The 18,557-nt window shown below is 42.7% G+C and carries 16 protein-coding genes; 11 read left to right on the top strand and 5 right to left on the bottom strand.

Features of this window, described 5'->3' with window-relative positions:
* Positions 1 to 277: 277 nt before the first annotated feature.
* The 9 genes from HFD85_RS15265 to HFD85_RS15230 all read left to right on the top strand — a co-directional run bounded on the left by HFD85_RS15265 (position 278) and on the right by HFD85_RS15230 (position 9,698).
* Positions 278 to 2,212 (top strand): SGNH/GDSL hydrolase family protein, encoded by a 1,935-nt coding sequence (locus HFD85_RS15265; RefSeq protein ID WP_167611722.1) that lies wholly within the window; start codon positions 278 to 280, stop codon positions 2,210 to 2,212.
* Positions 2,209 to 4,074, top strand: a complete 1,866-nt coding sequence (locus tag HFD85_RS15260) for a carbamoyltransferase family protein (protein ID WP_167611720.1) — start codon at positions 2,209 to 2,211, stop codon at positions 4,072 to 4,074. The genes HFD85_RS15265 and HFD85_RS15260 overlap by 4 nt, the downstream gene beginning before the upstream one ends.
* Before the next feature lie 37 nt (positions 4,075 to 4,111).
* Positions 4,112 to 4,261 carry a DUF5989 family protein gene (locus HFD85_RS21930; protein WP_167618534.1) on the top strand — a complete coding sequence of 50 codons (150 nt, stop codon included), beginning with the start codon at positions 4,112 to 4,114 and terminating at the stop codon, positions 4,259 to 4,261.
* Between the two features lie 9 nt (positions 4,262 to 4,270).
* Positions 4,271 to 4,639, top strand: a complete 369-nt coding sequence (locus HFD85_RS15255; RefSeq protein WP_167611717.1) for a hypothetical protein — start codon at positions 4,271 to 4,273, stop codon at positions 4,637 to 4,639.
* Between the two features lie 70 nt (positions 4,640 to 4,709).
* Positions 4,710 to 6,878: a TonB-dependent receptor gene (locus HFD85_RS15250; protein ID WP_206081990.1), complete on the top strand. Its 2,169-nt coding sequence runs from the start codon at positions 4,710 to 4,712 to the stop codon at positions 6,876 to 6,878.
* 13 nt (positions 6,879 to 6,891) lie between these two features.
* Positions 6,892 to 7,686, top strand: a complete 795-nt coding sequence (locus tag HFD85_RS15245; RefSeq protein ID WP_167611715.1) for a cation efflux transmembrane domain-containing protein — start codon at positions 6,892 to 6,894, stop codon at positions 7,684 to 7,686.
* 170 nt (positions 7,687 to 7,856) lie between these two features.
* The gene (locus tag HFD85_RS15240) at positions 7,857 to 8,204 is read left to right on the top strand and encodes a hypothetical protein (protein WP_206081989.1); all 348 of its coding nucleotides are present in this window, start codon (positions 7,857 to 7,859) and stop codon (positions 8,202 to 8,204) included.
* A gap of 178 nt (positions 8,205 to 8,382) precedes the next feature.
* The gene (locus HFD85_RS15235; protein ID WP_167611712.1) at positions 8,383 to 8,649 is read left to right on the top strand and encodes a hypothetical protein; all 267 of its coding nucleotides are present in this window, start codon (positions 8,383 to 8,385) and stop codon (positions 8,647 to 8,649) included.
* 11 nt (positions 8,650 to 8,660) lie between these two features.
* Positions 8,661 to 9,698 (top strand): alpha/beta hydrolase, encoded by a 1,038-nt coding sequence (locus HFD85_RS15230; protein WP_167611709.1) that lies wholly within the window; start codon positions 8,661 to 8,663, stop codon positions 9,696 to 9,698.
* An 11-nt stretch (positions 9,699 to 9,709) separates the two neighbouring features.
* Here HFD85_RS15230 and tilS read toward each other — a convergent pair whose 3' ends face one another.
* From tilS to proS, 4 genes are all read right to left on the bottom strand, one after another.
* Positions 9,710 to 11,029: a tRNA lysidine(34) synthetase TilS gene (gene tilS / locus HFD85_RS15225; RefSeq protein WP_167611706.1), complete on the bottom strand. Its 1,320-nt coding sequence runs from the start codon at positions 11,027 to 11,029 to the stop codon at positions 9,710 to 9,712.
* Between the two features lie 160 nt (positions 11,030 to 11,189).
* A complete protein-coding gene (pepT, locus tag HFD85_RS15220) occupies positions 11,190 to 12,416 on the bottom strand; it encodes a peptidase T (protein ID WP_167611702.1) in 1,227 nt (408 codons plus the stop codon).
* Positions 12,417 to 12,566: 150 nt separating this feature from the next.
* On the bottom strand, positions 12,567 to 13,253 hold the full coding sequence (locus HFD85_RS15215) for a hypothetical protein (protein WP_167611699.1): 687 nt from the start codon (positions 13,251 to 13,253) through the stop codon (positions 12,567 to 12,569).
* Positions 13,254 to 13,395: 142 nt separating this feature from the next.
* Positions 13,396 to 14,871 carry a proline--tRNA ligase gene (gene proS, locus HFD85_RS15210; protein WP_167611696.1) on the bottom strand — a complete coding sequence of 492 codons (1,476 nt, stop codon included), beginning with the start codon at positions 14,869 to 14,871 and terminating at the stop codon, positions 13,396 to 13,398.
* A 97-nt stretch (positions 14,872 to 14,968) separates the two neighbouring features.
* On the opposite strand from proS, the gene HFD85_RS15205 reads away from it, so the two are divergent.
* Both HFD85_RS15205 and HFD85_RS15200 read left to right on the top strand, forming a co-directional pair.
* Positions 14,969 to 16,390: a hypothetical protein gene (locus HFD85_RS15205; RefSeq protein WP_167611693.1), complete on the top strand. Its 1,422-nt coding sequence runs from the start codon at positions 14,969 to 14,971 to the stop codon at positions 16,388 to 16,390.
* Positions 16,391 to 16,444: 54 nt separating this feature from the next.
* Positions 16,445 to 17,935 carry an OmpP1/FadL family transporter gene (locus HFD85_RS15200; RefSeq protein WP_167611690.1) on the top strand — a complete coding sequence of 497 codons (1,491 nt, stop codon included), beginning with the start codon at positions 16,445 to 16,447 and terminating at the stop codon, positions 17,933 to 17,935.
* Positions 17,936 to 18,197: 262 nt separating this feature from the next.
* Here the strand turns inward: HFD85_RS15200 and HFD85_RS15195 are convergent, their stop codons facing one another.
* Entirely contained in the window at positions 18,198 to 18,545 is a 348-nt protein-coding gene (locus HFD85_RS15195; protein ID WP_167611687.1) for an L-rhamnose mutarotase, read from the bottom strand.
* Positions 18,546 to 18,557: the final 12 nt, after the last annotated feature.

The following is an 18,557-nucleotide window of genomic DNA, read 5'->3' as shown; positions in this document are numbered from 1 at the left end:
TATCCGATATATTCAGCAAAAACACCCCCTTAAATATTTCAGGCTTCACCTTACCATTTAATATCAAAAATTTGTAGCTTAATGCGTTTTTCGGAGCTGCCGGTTTAGTGTGCTCCTGCTTGTGCCGGACACCGCATGCAGGAAAGAACACAGGGCAGCAACAGACTAAACTTGAATAAAACTAAATGAATAAGCGGCATAGTGACCTGACAGGCAGGAGCTTTGAATTGTCCTGCATTGTTTCCGGCATTCCATGGCCGGCTTAAAACTTTTGAACATGGAAAACAAATCGAAAAGCAGCAGAATCTGGTTATTCAGAATAATACTGGTTTCACTTTCCTTGTTTTTAATCGTATTTATCGAATTGATATTAAGACTGGCCGGCTACGGACACAGCTACGATCTGTTTGTGGAAAGTGAATCCTACCCAGGTTATTACGTGATGAATGAATTTGCATCGGAAAAATTCTTTCCGGATGCCGATAAAGCCACAGTTGGATATTACGAGCCTTTTTCGATGCACAAAGCGGATGATACCTACCGAATCTTTGTACTCGGAGAATCAACCACGGTTGGGTTCCCCTACGGCTACAACGGATCGTTTCACCGTTGGCTCAAATACCGTTTAATGTTTGCTTTTCCCGATGTTAACTTCGAGATCATCAACCTTTCGCTGACGGCGGTGAATTCGTATACCGTTGCCGATTTTGCGGAGAAAATTGTGGATTACGAACCGGATGCGGTGTTAATTTATGTTGGGCACAACGAATACTATGGTGCACTTGGTGTGGGATCTGTACTAAAAACGGGGAACAATCCTAAAATAGTAAGAAGCATCATCAAGCTGCGGCAATTAAAACTGTACCAGTTAATGTACAACATTATTGAAGGCATTAGCAAGGCAACACAGACTGAGAAGCTCACCGAAGAAAGCTTAATGCAACACATGCCCGGCGATAAACAGATCGCCTTCGGATCGGAGAAATACCAGCAGGCAATTGAACAGTTCAGGTACAACATGAATCGCACCTGCGAGATTCTGGACCGTGAGAATATTCCTGTGCTGATCAGCAACCTGGTGAGTAATGAAAAGGATTTAAAACCATTTATCAGCGACAGCGTACCTGAAAATTCAGCAATAAACTTTTATGAAAAAGCCCGGCAACAGTATGAAAATGGAAATTTTGACGAAGCCAAAAAGCTTTTTGTAAAAGCAAAAGAATATGATCTGCTCAGGTTCAGGGCACCTGAGGCTATTAACAGCGAGATTGAAACGTTGGCCCGCTCATACGCTCTGGTTCAACTTGTCGATTCCAGGTCACGCTTCGAACAGGAATCTCCGCACGGGATCATAGGAAATGAGACCTTACTGGAACATGTACATCCAAATTTATTTGGGTATGCCCTACTGTCCGATGCTTTTTTTACAAAAATGAAGGAGCTGAATCTGCCGGCATCGGATTGGAGCAGAGCAATGAGCTTTGACCGCTTATTAAAGGAAATGCCGGTTAATGAGGTCGATTCGTTGAAAGGCGCCTATCAAATTCGCTTCATGTTAAACGAATGGCCGTTTACGAATAATCCGGTACCGAAACAGCAAGTCGTTAAAGCTACCACTGAATTTGAAAAAAGCATTTTAAACTATACACATGGTGAAACTTCCTGGAATAAGGTTCAGGCCGGGCTCTATGTTGCCTACCGGAATAAAGGCGATGTAAAAAGTGCACTCAAACTAAGTGAGGCCTTTGCGCTAATTGATCCTTTAGAAGAGAAATTATTAAAAGATGTAGCGGCCTTAAGTGTATCCGCCGACGATTTTCCCAAAGCAGCATTCTACTTCTCAAAAGCTTTTAAGCTAAATCCAACCATACCTGTTGCGCAGCAATTGGGAAAAATTTATACCCGTACTGATGATCCGGAACATGCCTTGCTGTATTACCGGTACTTACAATCCAACGATACCAGGAATACATTTTATGGTGTTATTATAACCATCCTTGAAGATATACAACGTGAAAAGGAGGCTTTGATTGAAAATGATGCCAATATTCAGGTATTGAATAAACTGGCATTCAACTATGTTCAATTACGAAATACAGAACCGGCGCGAAAATATTTACTGAGATCGCTAAGCCTTGATTCCAGGAATAATGAAACCATTCAAATAGCCCAGGCTTTGTTACAGGTTGAGAAAGAGCAAAAAGAACAATGAAAAAAATCTTAGGTATTTCTGCATTTTATCACGATTCAGCTGCCGCACTCACCATCGGCGGAGAAGTGGCAGCAGCTGCCCAGGAAGAACGATTCACTCGAATTAAACACACTTCCGATTTTCCGGTAAATGCAATAAAGTACTGCCTGGAAGAAACCGGTCTAAACCTGGATGAATTGGATGCAGTTGTGTTTTATGACAAGCCTTTGTTGAAGTTCGAACGCTTGCTGGAAACGTATTATGCATTTGCTCCCAAAGGATTGCTGTCGTTTCTGAAAGCTATTCCCGTTTGGTTGAATGAAAAAATGTTTTTGAAGAAATTGATATATGATGGCTTGAAAGAGATTCAGCACTTTGACAAAAAAGAGCTGACCTTGCTCTTCCTTGAGCACCATCTGTCACATGCCTCGAGTGCATTTTTTGTGTCGCCTTACGAAGAATCCGCAATTCTTACCATCGACGGTGTTGGCGAATGGAGTACTGCTTCCATAGCTATGGGTAAAGGAAATGCTATTTCCATGATTAAGGAACTGCATTTTCCGCATTCGCTAGGATTGCTTTACAGCGCCTTTACCTATTTTCTTGGTTTTACGGTAAATTCAGGCGAGTACAAATTGATGGGACTGGCTCCTTATGGAGATCCCGATTCAGAAGAGGTAAAAAAATACACGAGCATTATAAAAAGTGAATTGGCAGACGTAAAAGAAGATGGTTCTGTTTGGCTGAATCAAAAGTATTTCAACTACAGCACAGGATTAAAAATGATTAAAGAGAAAAAGTGGGCTGCTCTTTTTTCATTTCCACGCCGAAAACCTGAAGCCGAAATTGAACAGCGCCATTGTAATTTAGCCATGGCCATACAAAAAGTTACAGAAGAAATTGTGATGAAGATGGCTCTTGAAGCCAAAAGAGTTACCAATTCCGAAAATCTGTGTCTGGCCGGCGGAGTTGCGCTTAACTGTGTCGCCAACGGAAAATTGCTGCAGGAAAAAGTCTTCAAAAACATTTACATACAGCCGGCGGCAGGCGATGCAGGCGGGTCACTCGGTGCTGCTATGGCTGCTCATTATTTGTATTTCTCGGAAGAAAGAAAATTGGAGAACAGAGCGGATAAAATGACCGGCGCTTATTTGGGGCCTGATTATTCTGAGAAAGAAATAGGGTTAATGAACAGAAAATACAAAGCGGTATTCAAAAAATATGCGGATTTTAATGAATTATGTGCCGCTGTTGCAGCTCAGATAGCAGACAGTAAAATTGTAGGTTGGTTCCAGGGAAGAATGGAATTCGGACCCCGCGCATTGGGAAACAGGAGCATTCTTGGAGACGCACGTAACGCCGATATGCAGAAAAGATTAAATCTGAAAATCAAATACAGGGAAGGATTCAGGCCATTCGCTCCGTCGGTTTTAATAGAAAACAGTAAGGATTTTTTCGACCTGGATGTGGCTTCTCCCTATATGCTGTTTACTGCTCCGGTAAAGAAGGAAAGAAGAGAAAAGCTACCCGGTAATTATCACAATCTGCCTCTGTGGGAAAAATTATACCACAAACGGAGCGATGTACAGTCCGTAACACACCTCGACTTTTCTGCAAGAATTCAAACGGTACATAAGGAGACAAATCCCCGGTACTGGGAACTGATAAACGAATTTAAAAATCAAACCGGCTATGGTATTGTTGTTAATACAAGTTTCAATGTCCGGGGAGAGCCGATAGTTTGCACCCCTTACGATGCCTATCGCTGTTTTATGAGTACAGAGATGGATTACCTGGTTATGAACGATTTTGTGTATTGCAAAACAGATCAGCCTGATTGGCAAAATAAAGAGAAATGGATGGTCAAATTTAAAATGGACTAGCTGAATCAGCAGCTATTATGAACTAAAAACAAATAATATGGACTTTCTGAAAGACTTATGGCTCTTTATGAAGGAGCGAAAAAAATTTTGGTTGCTGCCACTTATTATTGTTCTGTTGTTACTTGGTATTGTAATTGTCTTTGCCGGGGGCAGCGCTATTGCTCCCTTCATTTATACACTTTTCTAAAACCTGTGTATGAAAACAAAAAAGAATAACGCTACAAAAACAGTTTTAATCATATCCATTGGATTTGCCATCATTTTCCTGGTAACCAATTCGAAATGGCTGTTAATAGTGTCCGTTACTGTAGGTCTGCTGGGAGCAATCTCGGATAAAATCAGCGGGCTGATTCATTTTCTTTGGATGAAGTTGGCCAAAATATTAAGTTATATCATCCCGAATATCCTGCTTAGCCTCATATTTTATTTATTTCTTTTCCCATTGTCCGTTTTATCGAAAGTTTTTGGGAATAAAGATGGTTTGAATCTTAACAATCGAAACAATAGCCTGTGGAAAACACACGACAAAACAATTAATAAGGAATATTTCGAAAAGACCTGGTAACGCAGCCAACAGTGCCAGCTTCGCAGAATCATTGTACATTTACACTTTTGAAAGGCGAAACACATTTAAAATGAAGATATTTCTAAGCGGCATACTTTTCCTGTTCTTTTCAGGAATGATAACGGCACAAAATAAAGTAAGTTTTCAGGTCAACGGAGAATCAGGAGAATCCCTGATCGGGGCAAGTGTAATCATTGAAGGGACCAGCACCGGAACCGTGACCGATACTGAAGGCCTGGCTATGTTCAGCAACCTGCCGGATGGAAAAATGAACTTTGTGATTTCCTTTGTCGGTTACGAAGAGATAGAAATTGACCTGTCCTTCCCGGCTGACAACAACAAAGTAATTGAAGTTGAACTGGAAGCCGGCGAAGAACTGGAGGAAGTTATCATTACTACAACCCGTTCATCGCGCAGCATCCAGGATATTCCAACCCGCATTGAAGCAATTACAGGTGAAGAGTTGGGTGAAAAAGCGGCCATGAACTCCTCGAATATAGGAATGCTGCTGAGAGAAACTACAGGGGTGCAGATGCAACAAACCTCGCTTAGTTCCGGAAATATGAACATCCGGATTCAGGGACTTGACGGCAGGTACACACAAATATTAAAAGACGGAATGCCGCTATACGGTGGTTTTGCCGGCGGTCTGTCGATTATGCAGATCCCGCCGCTGGACTTAAGACAGGTGGAACTGATCAAAGGGAGCAACTCTACGCTTTACGGGGGCGGGGCCATTGCGGGTTTGGTAAACCTTGTAAGCATTCAGCCTGAAGACGAGCCCGTATTGGACGTCATGGTCAATCAAACCAGCGCATTGGGTTCAACGGGCAATTTATTTTATGCCCAAAAATATGGCAAGGTCGGCCTATCGGTTTATGGTTCAGGAAGTTTCCAGGTTCCATACGATCCCGACAATGATGGTTTTTCAAACATGCCCGAAGCACAAACTTTTGGATTCAATCCAAAGTTGTATTTCTATTTCAACCCAAACACCGAGCTCAGTTTTGGTTTTAACTCTACCATCGACAAACGAACCGGCGGCGACATGGAAGTGATAAAAGGGAATGCGGACGCCGAACATGTCTTTTTCGAAGAAAATAAATCGGAACGCTATTCTACCCAGCTCAACTTCCTGAACTCAACCGATAACAGAACCATTTCATTCAAAAACAGCATTTCGTGGTTTGATCGGAAACTTACCATCCCCGACTACCGTTTCAATGGGCATCAGGTTTCCGGCTTTACCGAAGCCATGTACAATCTGCACAAGAATAAAAAATCGGAATGGCAATTCGGTCTCAACCATTACCTCGAACAGTTTACAGAAGAGCATACCGACACAACGACTGCAAGAGATTACACGCATAACACCTTTGGGGGCTTTATTCAAAACACAACTGATTTTAGCGAAAAACTGGTATTGGAAGCTGGTTTGAGAACAGATTACAATGCTGATTACGGTACTTTTGTGCTGCCGCGTTTTACGCTGCTTTACAAAGCCAATCCAAAGCTGAGTACACGCCTTGGCGGCGCGATGGGTTATAAATTACCCACCATATTTACCGAAGATGCCGAAATACTTTACTTCAGAGGCATTCAAGCTTTGTCGGATCAGGTGGATGCCGAAACCTCGTTAGGTGCGAATTTTGATGTGAATTACAAAACCGTTTTAGGCGAAAAAATGACCTTCTCGATCAACCAGCTGTTCTACGTCACACATCTTAAAAATGCCCTGGTTCTCAGGGAAGACAACGCTTCCGACCTGGCTTATTTTGAAAGTGCCGATGGTAATATTCTTAGTTCGGGTTTTGAGACCAATGCAAAACTAAGTTACAACGACTTTAAGCTTTATATCAACTATGCATTCATAAATACAAAACTGAAATACGACAACATCAACCGTCAGCAACCTTTGACACCAAAACACAATGCAGGTTTTGTATTGATGTACGAAATTGAGGAAAAATGGTCGGCGGGTTACGAGCTGTATTACACTGGCAAGCAATACGACAATGTGTATCACACGAAAACCGATTACTGGATAATGGGTGCCATGTTGATGCGCATGTTCGAAAACTTTTCGGTATTTATCAATTTCGAAAACTTCACGAATACCAATCAGTCGAAATTTGAACCTCTGGTATTGCCTCCATACAATAGTCCTACATTTACTGATATTTGGGCGCCAACCGATGGTTTTGTGTTTAACGGAGGTGTGAAGATTAGTATATTGTAAAAAAGATTGAGCTATGTTAAAATCAGCTTACAACATCCCAAAGATGGATTGCCCCTCGGAGGAAAACATGATCAGGATGAAACTTGATGGCTTAAACGTGATCAGGAAGCTGGAGTTTGATATTGAAAAGCGGAGTCTGACCATTTTTCACACCGATGAAGACCGGGAAATAACAGCGCGTTTGGAAGCCTTAAACTTTGGGGCAAAATTGGTAAACATCAAAAATGTTGATGATTCAGAAGTAGTAGCTGAATCCTCCGAAGCACAATCGAAGCTACTGTGGACGGTGCTGATCATTAATTTCGGGTTCTTCGTACTGGAGATGACAACGGGGCTTATTTCGAAATCGATGGGGCTTGTAGCCGATTCGCTGGACATGCTGGCCGATTCTTTTGTGTATGGTTTAAGCCTTTGGGCAGTTGGCTCAACACTCATCCGGAAAAAGAAAGTGGCACGTTTAAGTGGTTACTTTCAGCTGACGCTGGCTGCTTTGGGTATAGCTGAAGTTATCCGAAGGTTTATCGGTTTTGAAGAAATGCCCGATTTTAGAATGATGATCGGTATATCAATTCTTGCACTGATTGCCAATGCTATTTGTCTGTTCTTACTGCAAAAATCAAAAAGCAAAGAAGCACACATGAAAGCCAGTATGATCTTTACCTCAAACGATGTGATCATTAATGCAGGCGTAATTTTGGCCGGTATCCTGGTTTTGCTTACCCAATCGAAATATCCCGATTTAATTATTGGGTCAATCGTATTTTTGATTGTAGTAAGAGGCGCTTTTCGAATTTTAAAACTGGGATGAGAATAATATGGATTGTAGTAAAATCAATAATTATCCGGCCGGCCGGACCTTACCTGTCACTGGCAAACGTACAATAACATTCTAAGGTGGGGGCAGAACTATTGTTTGTCTTTCAAATTGTAAACCAATTGTCCGAAGCACCAATCAAAACATAATGCATTATTTTTACGATGATGACCGCGACAAATAAATTGCTGACCATAAAAATTGCACACACCATCATCTGGGTGTTCTTTGTGAGTGTAATTGTTTATATACTTTACACCGGCATAATCGACGCAGTTAACACTTACACCTGGGTTGGCATTGGTCTGGTTGTAGCAGAAGGTCTTGTTTTGCTTGCTTTCCGTTCGTTTTGTCCGCTTACCGTTCTGGCCCGAAGGTATTCCGAATCCGACCGGGACAATTTTGACATATTTCTCCCCAACTGGCTGGCCAAACACAACAAACTAATTTTTACCATCCTCTTTGCTGTGGGAGTTGTTCTTGTGCTGTGGCGCACTTTTATTAACTTCTGACACCTAACTCTGTCCGCAAACTGCCAAATGGCGTAATCGTACCAGCCCATAAAAACCTCCAGCGGCAGTTATGTCCCATTGTCGGTTTTTCAAAATGAAAACGAATTTTTTACCTAAGCGCATAAGTTTAGTTATATTTAGCAGCAAACTTTCGTTTGTAACATCACAATACTACGGTATGTATAAATATTATCTGGTTCCCTTTCTTTTTGTCATTTTAGCTGGAATTCAGAACCTGGCTGCACGGGAAGTTCAGGACAACGTACAAACACCATTGACTCATTTTAGTATTCAACAGGGAACCGACCGGATGTTGATCGATTACGAATCACTGATTTTGTATATGCGGCAATTGACGTTACGGTCAACCCGGGTAAAAATCACGAAAACAGGCGAATCACCAATGGGGAAAAAAATGTACCTCTTGTTTTTTTCGCCGGAATAAAACATCAAACCATGACGAAATACTTTTTACTGCTACTTTTCTGCTTTGTGGCTTCCTTTTCAGCATACCCGCAAGAAGCTACCGGTATGGTGGTAACCGATACCCTCTATTCGAAAAACCTGGAAAATAATTTTGGTGAGAATCCGCACCGCGCCGTTTCTGTTTACCTGCCACCGGGTTATGAAAACAGCGACCAGCGGTATCCGGTCATTTATTTCCTGCACGGTTTTACCGGCGACAATAAAATGATGGATTACATGAGCGGGCTGTTGGATTACGCGATCGCAAAACATAAGATCAGGCCGTTTATCCTCGTTATCCCCGATGAGAAAACGACTTACGACGGCAGCTTTTACAGCAACTCCGGAATTTTTGGCAACTGGGAAGACTTTACTGCTTTCGACCTGGTAAATTACATGGACGAAAATTTCCGAACGATTGCCAACGCAGCCAGTCGCGGAATTACAGGGCACAGCATGGGCGGTTACGGTGCTCTGAAAATTGCCATGCATTATCCCGATATTTTCAGCAGTGTTTATGCGATCAGTCCGGGAGCATTGACCATCGTGCGTGAGTATGGTCCTAACACCGGCACTTTTAAGGAATTATCGACAGTAAAGACTCAGGAAGAGCTGAACAAAACTTATTTCGGGAAGGTAATGGTTGCCTTCGGCAAATCGTGGTCACCCAATCCCGATAATCCTCCTTTTTACTGCGACTTTCCTTTTACCTACGACGGCGATGAATTAATCGTTCATGAGGATGTTCTCGAAAAATGGTATGCGAATATGCCGATGCACATGATCGACGACAACCTGGATAACCTGAAAAAATTAAAGGCAATAAAACTGGACTGGGGCCGAAATGCCGGCGATCGCTTCACCATTATGTGCAGCATGTTCAGCCAGCGACTCGAGAATGTTGGCATTAAACATTTTGCGGAAGAATACATCGGCACCCACGTAAGTGATATTTACACCGAAGATGGCCGCATACCAAACCAGGTGCTGCCGTTTTTTGATAATTACCTTGAATTTAAGGCTGAATAAAATACACGAGTTTACCCGATTTTAAGAATTAGGATATTCCTGCTTTCTGAAGTCACCTTAAAACGATCATCGAGGCGATGGCCCATGATCCAGACGATTTTCTTGCCGCTGCACAACAACCATGTGTTTTCCTTTTCGTGTAGCGGTAGTTTCTGATCGATAAAAAAGTCGCTTACTTTTTTCATTCCGCTCATGCCCAGTGGCTGGAAATAATCGCCCTGTTGCCATTTTCGGATCAGCAACGGGAATTGAATGGTATCGCGATCGATACAGGCCACTTTGGCATCGCGAATGAGCTGAAATTCTTCGGCATCAGGCATTTCGATGCTGATATCAAAAGGCTCGAACAATTCCATATCGTTTTCTTCAATGTAATAGATGTGTTCTTTTTGTTCTTTCAAACGGTCGACAAAGAGGAAATCGCGGTCTTTCACCAGGCGATGCGACGACGAAAAGAATTTTTTCCCGGATTCGGCATCCAAACTTTGAAATACCTCCTCAATAACAGCAGGATTAAAATTCAGGGGAGAAAGCACCTCCAACAAGAGCAACTTCGGAAATGGTGTGTTGCGGAGTTTCCGGATATCAATCCCTATTTCATCCTTTGCATCTTCAACTAACAACTCTTTATCCTTATCCAGCGTAAACCTGTAAACCTGTTCAGCATCGCGGAGGTTTTCGATACTTGCCAACAGGTTCTTTTGAAATGCCGGATTCCACTCCTGTAACAGCGGCAGAATTTTGTGCCGTAAAAAATTGCGCTGAAATACCAATTCATTATTACTCGAATCTTCACGAAATTCGATGTAATGTTTAGCAGCGTATTTTTCAATGTCTGCTCTGCCTGCAAACAACAAGGGACGGATTATATTCCCTGCCTTCTCTTTGATACCGGTCAGTCCTTTGATTCCCGTTTTCCGCGACAGGTTAAGGAAAAAAGTTTCTATCAGGTCATCCTGATGGTGGGCAGTCGCAATCAGCTCGAAACCGTGTTCCGCGCGAAGTTGTTCGAAATAGTTGTAGCGCAATTCGCGGGCTGCCATTTCAATGGAGATACCACTTAAACGTGCATATTCTTTAGTATCGAAATCCTTAAACCAGGCCGGTGTGCCGTGCTCTTCAACCTGCAAGCGAACAAACTGTTCATCGCCATCGGACTCCTCGTCACGCAAATGAAAATTGCAGTGTACCACACCGTATTCAAATCCGGATTGTTCGAAAAGATGTAACAATACCATGCTGTCGATACCACCGCTAACGGCCAGCAGCACCTTCTGACCAGTTTTGATCAGTTGCTTCTCCTCAATATTTCGAATGAATTGTTGCAGCACCTTTATTCCTTCTTTTCGTTACCGTCAGACTGAACTTGATTCAAGATCTCTTCATAAAGATTCTGAAACAAGTTCGGAATGACGTGCAATGTATGATATTGTTTTAATTCAACGGGTGACTCTGTGATTTAACTCAAAGTCACCCGGTGAATTTTCAGAACTACTTATTAAGCTTTCCAACCAGTTGTGCAATGTTCAGGATCACTTCCACCGACTTTAACATTGATGGGATCGGAACAAATTCGTATGGTCCGTGGAAATTATGGCCACCGGCAAAAATATTCGGACAAGGCAGACCGTCGTACGATAAACGCGCACCGTCAGTTCCTCCGCGTATTGCTTTTATTTTGGGCTCCACATCCGACAGTTTCATTGCTTCTTCTGCAATATCGATCACATGCATCACCGGTTTAATTTTCTCGAGCATGTTGTAGTACTGATCTTCCATTTTTAAATCGACAATCTCCTTGCCGTATTCAGCATTGATGAGCTTTACTACTTTTTTGAGCAGCTTTTTCTTCTGTTTAAATTTCTCAGCACTGTGGTCGCGGATCAGGTATTGCATTTCAGCTTTTTCCACATTACCGCTCAACGATAAGAGGTGAAAGAATCCTTCGAATTTCTCGGTATGCTCTGGACGCTGTGTCGCCGGCAACATACTAATCAGCTGATTCGCCACATTCAGGGCGTTGATCATTTTGTTTTTGGCCGAACCGGGATGTACGCTGCGTCCGCTGATTTTAATCTTCGCACCGGCGGCGTTGAAGTTTTCATATTCCAGCTCGCCAATTTCGCCACCATCGAGGGTATAGGCAAAGTCAGCTCCAAATCTCTTCACATCAAAAAAATCGGTGCCCTTCCCTATTTCTTCGTCAGGTGTAAATGCCACACGGATTTTACCATGTTTGAAACTTTTGGTATTGCGCAAGATATCGGCTGCAGTAACAATCTCGGCCACACCGGCCTTATCGTCGGCGCCCAGCAAAGTTGTCCCGTCGGCAGTAATAATATCCTGTCCTTTATAATTGAGAATTTCAGGAAACTCCTTTGGGTCGATCACTACTCCGTTTTTGAGCTTAACCGGTGATCCATCGTAATCCTCGATGATTTGCGGATTGACATTTTCTCCCGAAAAATCAGGGCTGGTATCCACATGCGCAATAAATCCCACAACCGGGCTGTTCTCGACACCGTTGGCAGGAATTGTGGCTGTAACATAACCGTACTTGTCCATTTCAACATCTTCCAGACCAATTCCCTTTAGCTCTTCAACAAGCTTTTTCATAAAAACCAACTGCCTGTCCGTACTCGGGTAAGAAGTGCTCTCCGGATCGGAGGTGGTATATTGTTTCGCGTAACTGATAAATCTCTCTACTACTTTTTCCATTTCATTTTATCGTTTAATTCTATTATAATCAAATCCTTACCGGATTTTCATTTTGTGATAACTAATTCACTCCTTTGAACTCTGACCTTGAACCTGCCCGAATGAATTCGTTCAGGCGGGCTCTGAACTTTGAACTTTAAACTCTGAACTCTAAACATCATCTGAATTAAAACCAAATCCGAGCCGTTTTCCGGTGACGATCTTAGAATGACTGATTTTCTCGCGCATTTGTTCAACCGTTGCCAGTTTTACCTGGTCGTACAAAGGAACCAAAAGATCGAATTCGATACTGTATTGAATCGCTGTTTCGATAATCTGCCTGAGAATTCCTGGAGAAATGGTATCGATGGCAAAATCCTTTACCAGTTCATCCGACTGTCGTTTGCCTTCTACAAAGAAATGATTGTCCTTATTCACAAATATTCTGGCCACCAGGTAACCGATATCATTCATTCGGTTGTACTTGAACGAATCGGCTAAGAAGTTATAGATATTAATTACGCCGCAATAGCCACACATTGGCTCATCTTTCAGATAGTCTGTTTTCCACACCGGGTGTTTATCATCGAACTGAAACACATTGGAGTGCATACTAAACAGCAACAAATCGCCACCGATCTTGAACTCTACCTCAAACGGACCACGTTCGTTGTAATGCGGCATCGAAGCCTCTGTCAGCTCTCCTTTAATAATATTCCTATAATTTTTTTCAAGCTGAATGAGTACCTTTTTTAGTATTTTGAATGTTTGAAGCGTGTTGTTATAAACTGCCTGTTTTGTTGAAGCTTTTATCACCAGTGCCTCCAAAAATGAAGCCCTAATTTCCTTGTCATTCATAACGCAAAGTTTGATGGATAAAAGTAGCAATTCCGACCAAAAAAAGAAAGCAGCCCAAATAGAGCTGCTTTACATTTTATAAGGATGTCATCTGTGTTTGATTTTACACAGACAGATGACATCCTTCCTAAGTGACGATATCCTAATAAGCCAGTGCAAAAAGCACCCTTCTTTTTGAAGGTTTGCCCGAATAAACACATGTACCTTCTTCTTCTACGTATTCCAAAGGCATACAACGTATAGTGGCCTTGGTTTCGTTTTTAATCTGATCTTCTGTTTCCGTCGTTCCATCCCAGTGAGCCGAGATAAAACCACCCTTGTTGTTCAACACCTCTTTGAATTCTTCCCAGGTATCTACTTTGGTAGTATTTTCAGCCCTGAAGTCGTAGGCTTTCCTGAAAATATTGTTTTGAATATCCTCCAACAAAGTCTCTACGTAGTCTTCGATGCCTTCCAACTGAGCAGAAGTTTTTTCAAGGGTATCACGACGTGCTACTTCCACAGTTCCGTTTTCGAGGTCGCGTGGTCCAAGTGCCAAACGAACAGGAACACCCTTTAATTCATATTCGGCAAATTTCCAGCCCGGTTTGCGCGTGTCGCGGTCGTCGTATTTCACAGAAATACCTTTAGCTTTCAACCTGGCGATAATTTCATCCACTTTTTCGCTGATAGTAGCCAGTTGCTCTTCACTTCGGTAAATCGGAATGATAACTACCTGGTGAGGTGCCAGTTTTGGAGGAAGCACCAAACCATTATCATCGGAGTGAGCCATGATCAAAGCTCCCATCAAACGGGTAGAAACTCCCCACGATGTTGCCCAAACGTAATCTTCCTTACCTTCTTTTGTGGCAAATTTCACATCAAATGCTTTCGCAAAGTTTTGCCCCAGGAAGTGCGAAGTTCCCGACTGCAAGGCTTTTCCGTCCTGCATCAGTGCCTCAATAGAATATGTTTCCAGGGCACCTGCAAAACGTTCGTTAGCCGATTTCAGACCTTTGATTACCGGAACCGCCATATAATTTTCGGCAAAGTCGGCATATACGTTAATTATCTTTTCTGTCTCCTCAATCGCCTCCGCTTTAGTGGCATGGGCCGTATGACCTTCCTGCCATAAAAATTCGGCAGTACGTAAAAATAAACGTGTACGCATTTCCCAACGCACTACGTTGGCCCACTGGTTTATCAGGATAGGCAGGTCGCGGTACGATTGAATCCAGTTCTTATAGGTATTCCAGATTATGGTTTCCGAAGTCGGTCGAACAATCAATTCTTCTTCCAGTTTAGCAGCCGGGTCGACTACTACTCCACCGTTTTCTTCATCGTTTTTCAAACGGTAATGCGTTACTACAGCACATTCTTTGGCGAAACCTTCAACATGGTCGGCTTCCTTGCTGAAAAAAGATTTTGGGATAAATAATGGAAAATAGGCATTTACATGGCCTGTATCTTTAAACATCTTGTCAAGCTGCGCCTGCATTTTCTCCCAAATCGCATATCCGTATGGTTTTATCACCATACATCCTCTTACTGCTGAGTTCTCCGCGAGATCTGCCTTAATCACCAGATCCTGATACCATTGTGAGTAATTCTCGCTTCGCGAAGTTAATTCTTTAGCCATAATCTAATCTTTGGTACAGATTTTGTTTTTAATATTTAAATTTTGAGCTTACAAAGAAAGTAATTATTATTGACATTAAATAAACGGAGGATTCGTTATGAAAACAAGATTAACATTATTAGGAATTTTAGGTTTATTCCTGGGTGCTTGTTCCACGGGGGGCTATGTTTCCGGGACGTATTCCGACGACATTTACTTCGCCCCGAGCGATGTACCTCCTCCAATTTCAATGGAAGAGCCGGTTGCTGAGAAAGCCGCAACAAAATCGGCAAATACACTGATCATTAGCGACATTGAAAAAGCTGATGACGGTACCAATACCATGAACAATTACATCTTTGACGGCACAAAAGAAGATGCCGATGTATTGCGTTACAACATGGATCAAATGGAACTTCAGGATACCGATACTACAGTTTATTACAACGATGACGAAATGAAATACGTCATCAATAATTATTACGAAGGTGAAGAGTTGGATTACGCGTACCGCATTCGTCGTTTCCATAATCCTTATTTCTACGACCCATTTTACTGGGACAGCTGGGCTTATTACGATCCCTTCTATTATGATCCCTGGTATTATGGTCCTTCGTGGTCTTTCTCCTGGAGCTTTGGTTGGGGATACCCTGGCTACGGATGGGGATATCCTGGCTACGGATGGGGATACCCGGGTTACGGATGGGGATACCCCGGTTACGGGTGGGGCTATCCTTGTTACAGTTGTTGGGGAGGTGGCTATTATCCGATACACCCGATCTATCCGGGACCTGGTAACAGTGATCGTTACCGCTACGGTAGAAGAACAAATTCAGGTGCAGGCGGTGGAAGTGTTGCCCGCAGTGTAAGTGGCAGAGATGGAACATCGGCTGTTGCAGCAACCGGAAGAACAGCCACAAAAAGCGGAAGCACTGACGTGCGCAGAAGTACCGGTACCAGCACAAGAGTTGATAACAAGTCAGCAAGCACTGACTCAAGAGTACTGACAGAAAGAAGAAGATCGACTTCAAATTCAGAATATACACGTTCTGCAACAACAAACGGAAATGTGAATACTACACGTGCTGCAACTAATTCCAGGACTCAGACTTATACACGTCCGGGAACCAGTGTGCAGAACAGAACTTACACGAGACCGTCGAGCAGTAACAGTTACACCCGGCCAAGGGTAGTTAGTAACTCTTCTACAAAATCGGGAACATATTCCAGCCCTCGTTCATCTTCTTCTTATAACAGCAGTTACCGTTCAAGTTCAACCTATAACAGGAGTACCAGTAGCGGAACTTCATCCAGATCATACAGAGCTCCGTCATCGGTAAAATCAGCCGGTAGCGGCAGTTACAACAGAAGTTCAGGTTCTTCTTCACCGTCATACAGTTCAGGCTCTTCCAGTTCCGGATCCAGAAGTTCAGGTTCTTCATACTCATCAGGAGGCTCCAGAAGTTCAGGAGGTAGTTCAGGTGCTACAAGAAGTTCCGGCGGTGGCGGAGGTGGAAGATCCGGTGGCGGCAGACGATAAGCTATACCGATGATCCCTGACTTTATTATATGTATAAACAAAAAAACTAATGCCATGAAACGATATTATGTTTTGATTGCACTGATGATCGTATTGCCTCAACTGATGATGGCTCAGAATTTTGCAGATGCGTATCGCATGTCGTACAACCAGATACAGGGAACTGCAAGGTCGGCCGGTATGGGAAATGCCTTCGGCGCATTAGGTGGCGATTTTACCTCACTGTCGATCAATCCGGCAGGAAGCGCCATTTACCTAACCGGTGAGTTTGTGATCACGCCAAGTTACTATATTAACAAGACCGACATGACTGTTGGAGGAAGCAAGTTTTCCGACAACGATCAATCGTTTGCCCTTAATAATGTAGGTGCAGTTGGAGCTTTTAAAACCAACAAATCGGAAGCAGGAATTGTAAGTATAAATTACGGGATCGGGTACAACCGACTGGCAAATTACAACAGTAATTCTTTTGGAAATTACGACCAAAGCTCCGTTTCGTGGCTTGATGATATAACTGCATACGCCAATAACGAAGCACTGGCGAATGCTTATCTCGAACAATCAATTGGTGAGATCGAATACCGCGACTGGACCACAAAGTTGGCCTGGGACACTTATTTGATCGATCCGGTTTACGATAACGACGGAAATGCCATCGACGGACAATACCAAAGTATTTTATACCAGGATGAAAAAGTTGACCAGCGCAAAACTTTCTCAACAGATGGCAGACTGGATGAATACCTTTTCAATGTGAGTTTGAACTTCAACCATAAGTTTTATCTGGGAACCACACTGGCGTTTCACGATATTCGATACGATAGCCACACGCGTTATGAAGAACAGTTGCTCGACAACAACTCGTATATTCATGACAACGATTACTACATGAGCGGAAGCGGTTTCAATTTTAAAATCGGAGCCATTTACAAACCTGTTCAAACCGTACGTTTGGGATTGGCTTTCCACTCTCCTACTTTTTATCAGATAGATGAAAAATCGGTACTTTCGATGGATTCTTACCTGTCGCAAAGTTATAGCAGCTACGGTGTGAATACTTATAACTACGATTTTAATTCACCATGGAAAGTGGTATTGAGTGGTGCTGCAGTTTTTGCCAAACGAGGTTTGATAAGTGTTGATGCCGAGTACCAGGATTATGCATCGATGCGTTACCGCCGAGGAGGTTACGGATCGGATAATTTTAACGATCTGAATTCTGAAATGGGTGACATTTTTAACAGCGTAGTTAACCTGCGGATTGGAGCCGAATACAAACTCACCAATCAGTTTGCAGTAAGAGCCGGTTACCAGGTGTATGGAAATCCGTTTAAAAATACATTGGAGCAACAGGCTACTTTAACCGATAATACTAATGTATTTTCAGGAGGATTTGGCTACACCATCAATGCTTTCTCGGTAAACCTTGCTTACTCCAATTCGATGAGTAAGATTTCGGAAGGTGGCGAGCAACCGAATTACTACCAGGTACCAACAGAAAAAAATAATCACAACATTTTAATGTCGTTTGGATTCAGGTTCTAAACTCTTTATCCAATACAGAAAAAGCCATTATCAGAAATCTGATAATGGCTTTTTTTATGAAAGTCTCGTAGTGCAACAATTGGTTATCAGGGGAGAATCATTTATTATTAACTCACCCTGATTGTGCCTGCGACACAATCGTCCCTCTCTGCGAGCAGAGAGGGAATGAGGGAGAGTCTGCATAAATTTGTATGGCTTTCATTCCTGTGGGTGATTCCCTGGAATCATGATTGTTTTATGACTGCAATCTATGTGTATAATCCTATTTATCCATCTTATAGATACGTTCCAAAAGCTGCCATTTCTCATCGGCTGATGCTTCGGCTGAAGTTTTCTGGAATTGCGAAACATATGCTTCCCACTCCGACTGACGTGGTTTAGATGCCAACTCTTTCATAGCACTTTCATGATCGAAATCCGGCACAGTGTCCATAATCATAAAAAGCTGGGTTCCGAGCAGGTAAATTTCCATATCGAGAATTCCCACCTCGCGCATTCCCTGCGTAATTTCGGGCCAGGCTGCACCCGGAGCATGCACTTTCTTGTACTCCTCTATTAGCTGAGGATCGTCTTCCAATTTTAGTGTCTTGCAATATCTTTTGTATGCCATACTTCAGTCTTA

Source organism: Maribellus sediminis (assembly GCF_011799805.1).
GTDB classification, from domain to species: domain Bacteria; phylum Bacteroidota; class Bacteroidia; order Bacteroidales; family Prolixibacteraceae; genus Draconibacterium; species Draconibacterium sediminis_A.
Note: the sequence above shows the minus strand (reverse complement) of the source record. Positions and strands in the feature narration are given on the sequence as shown.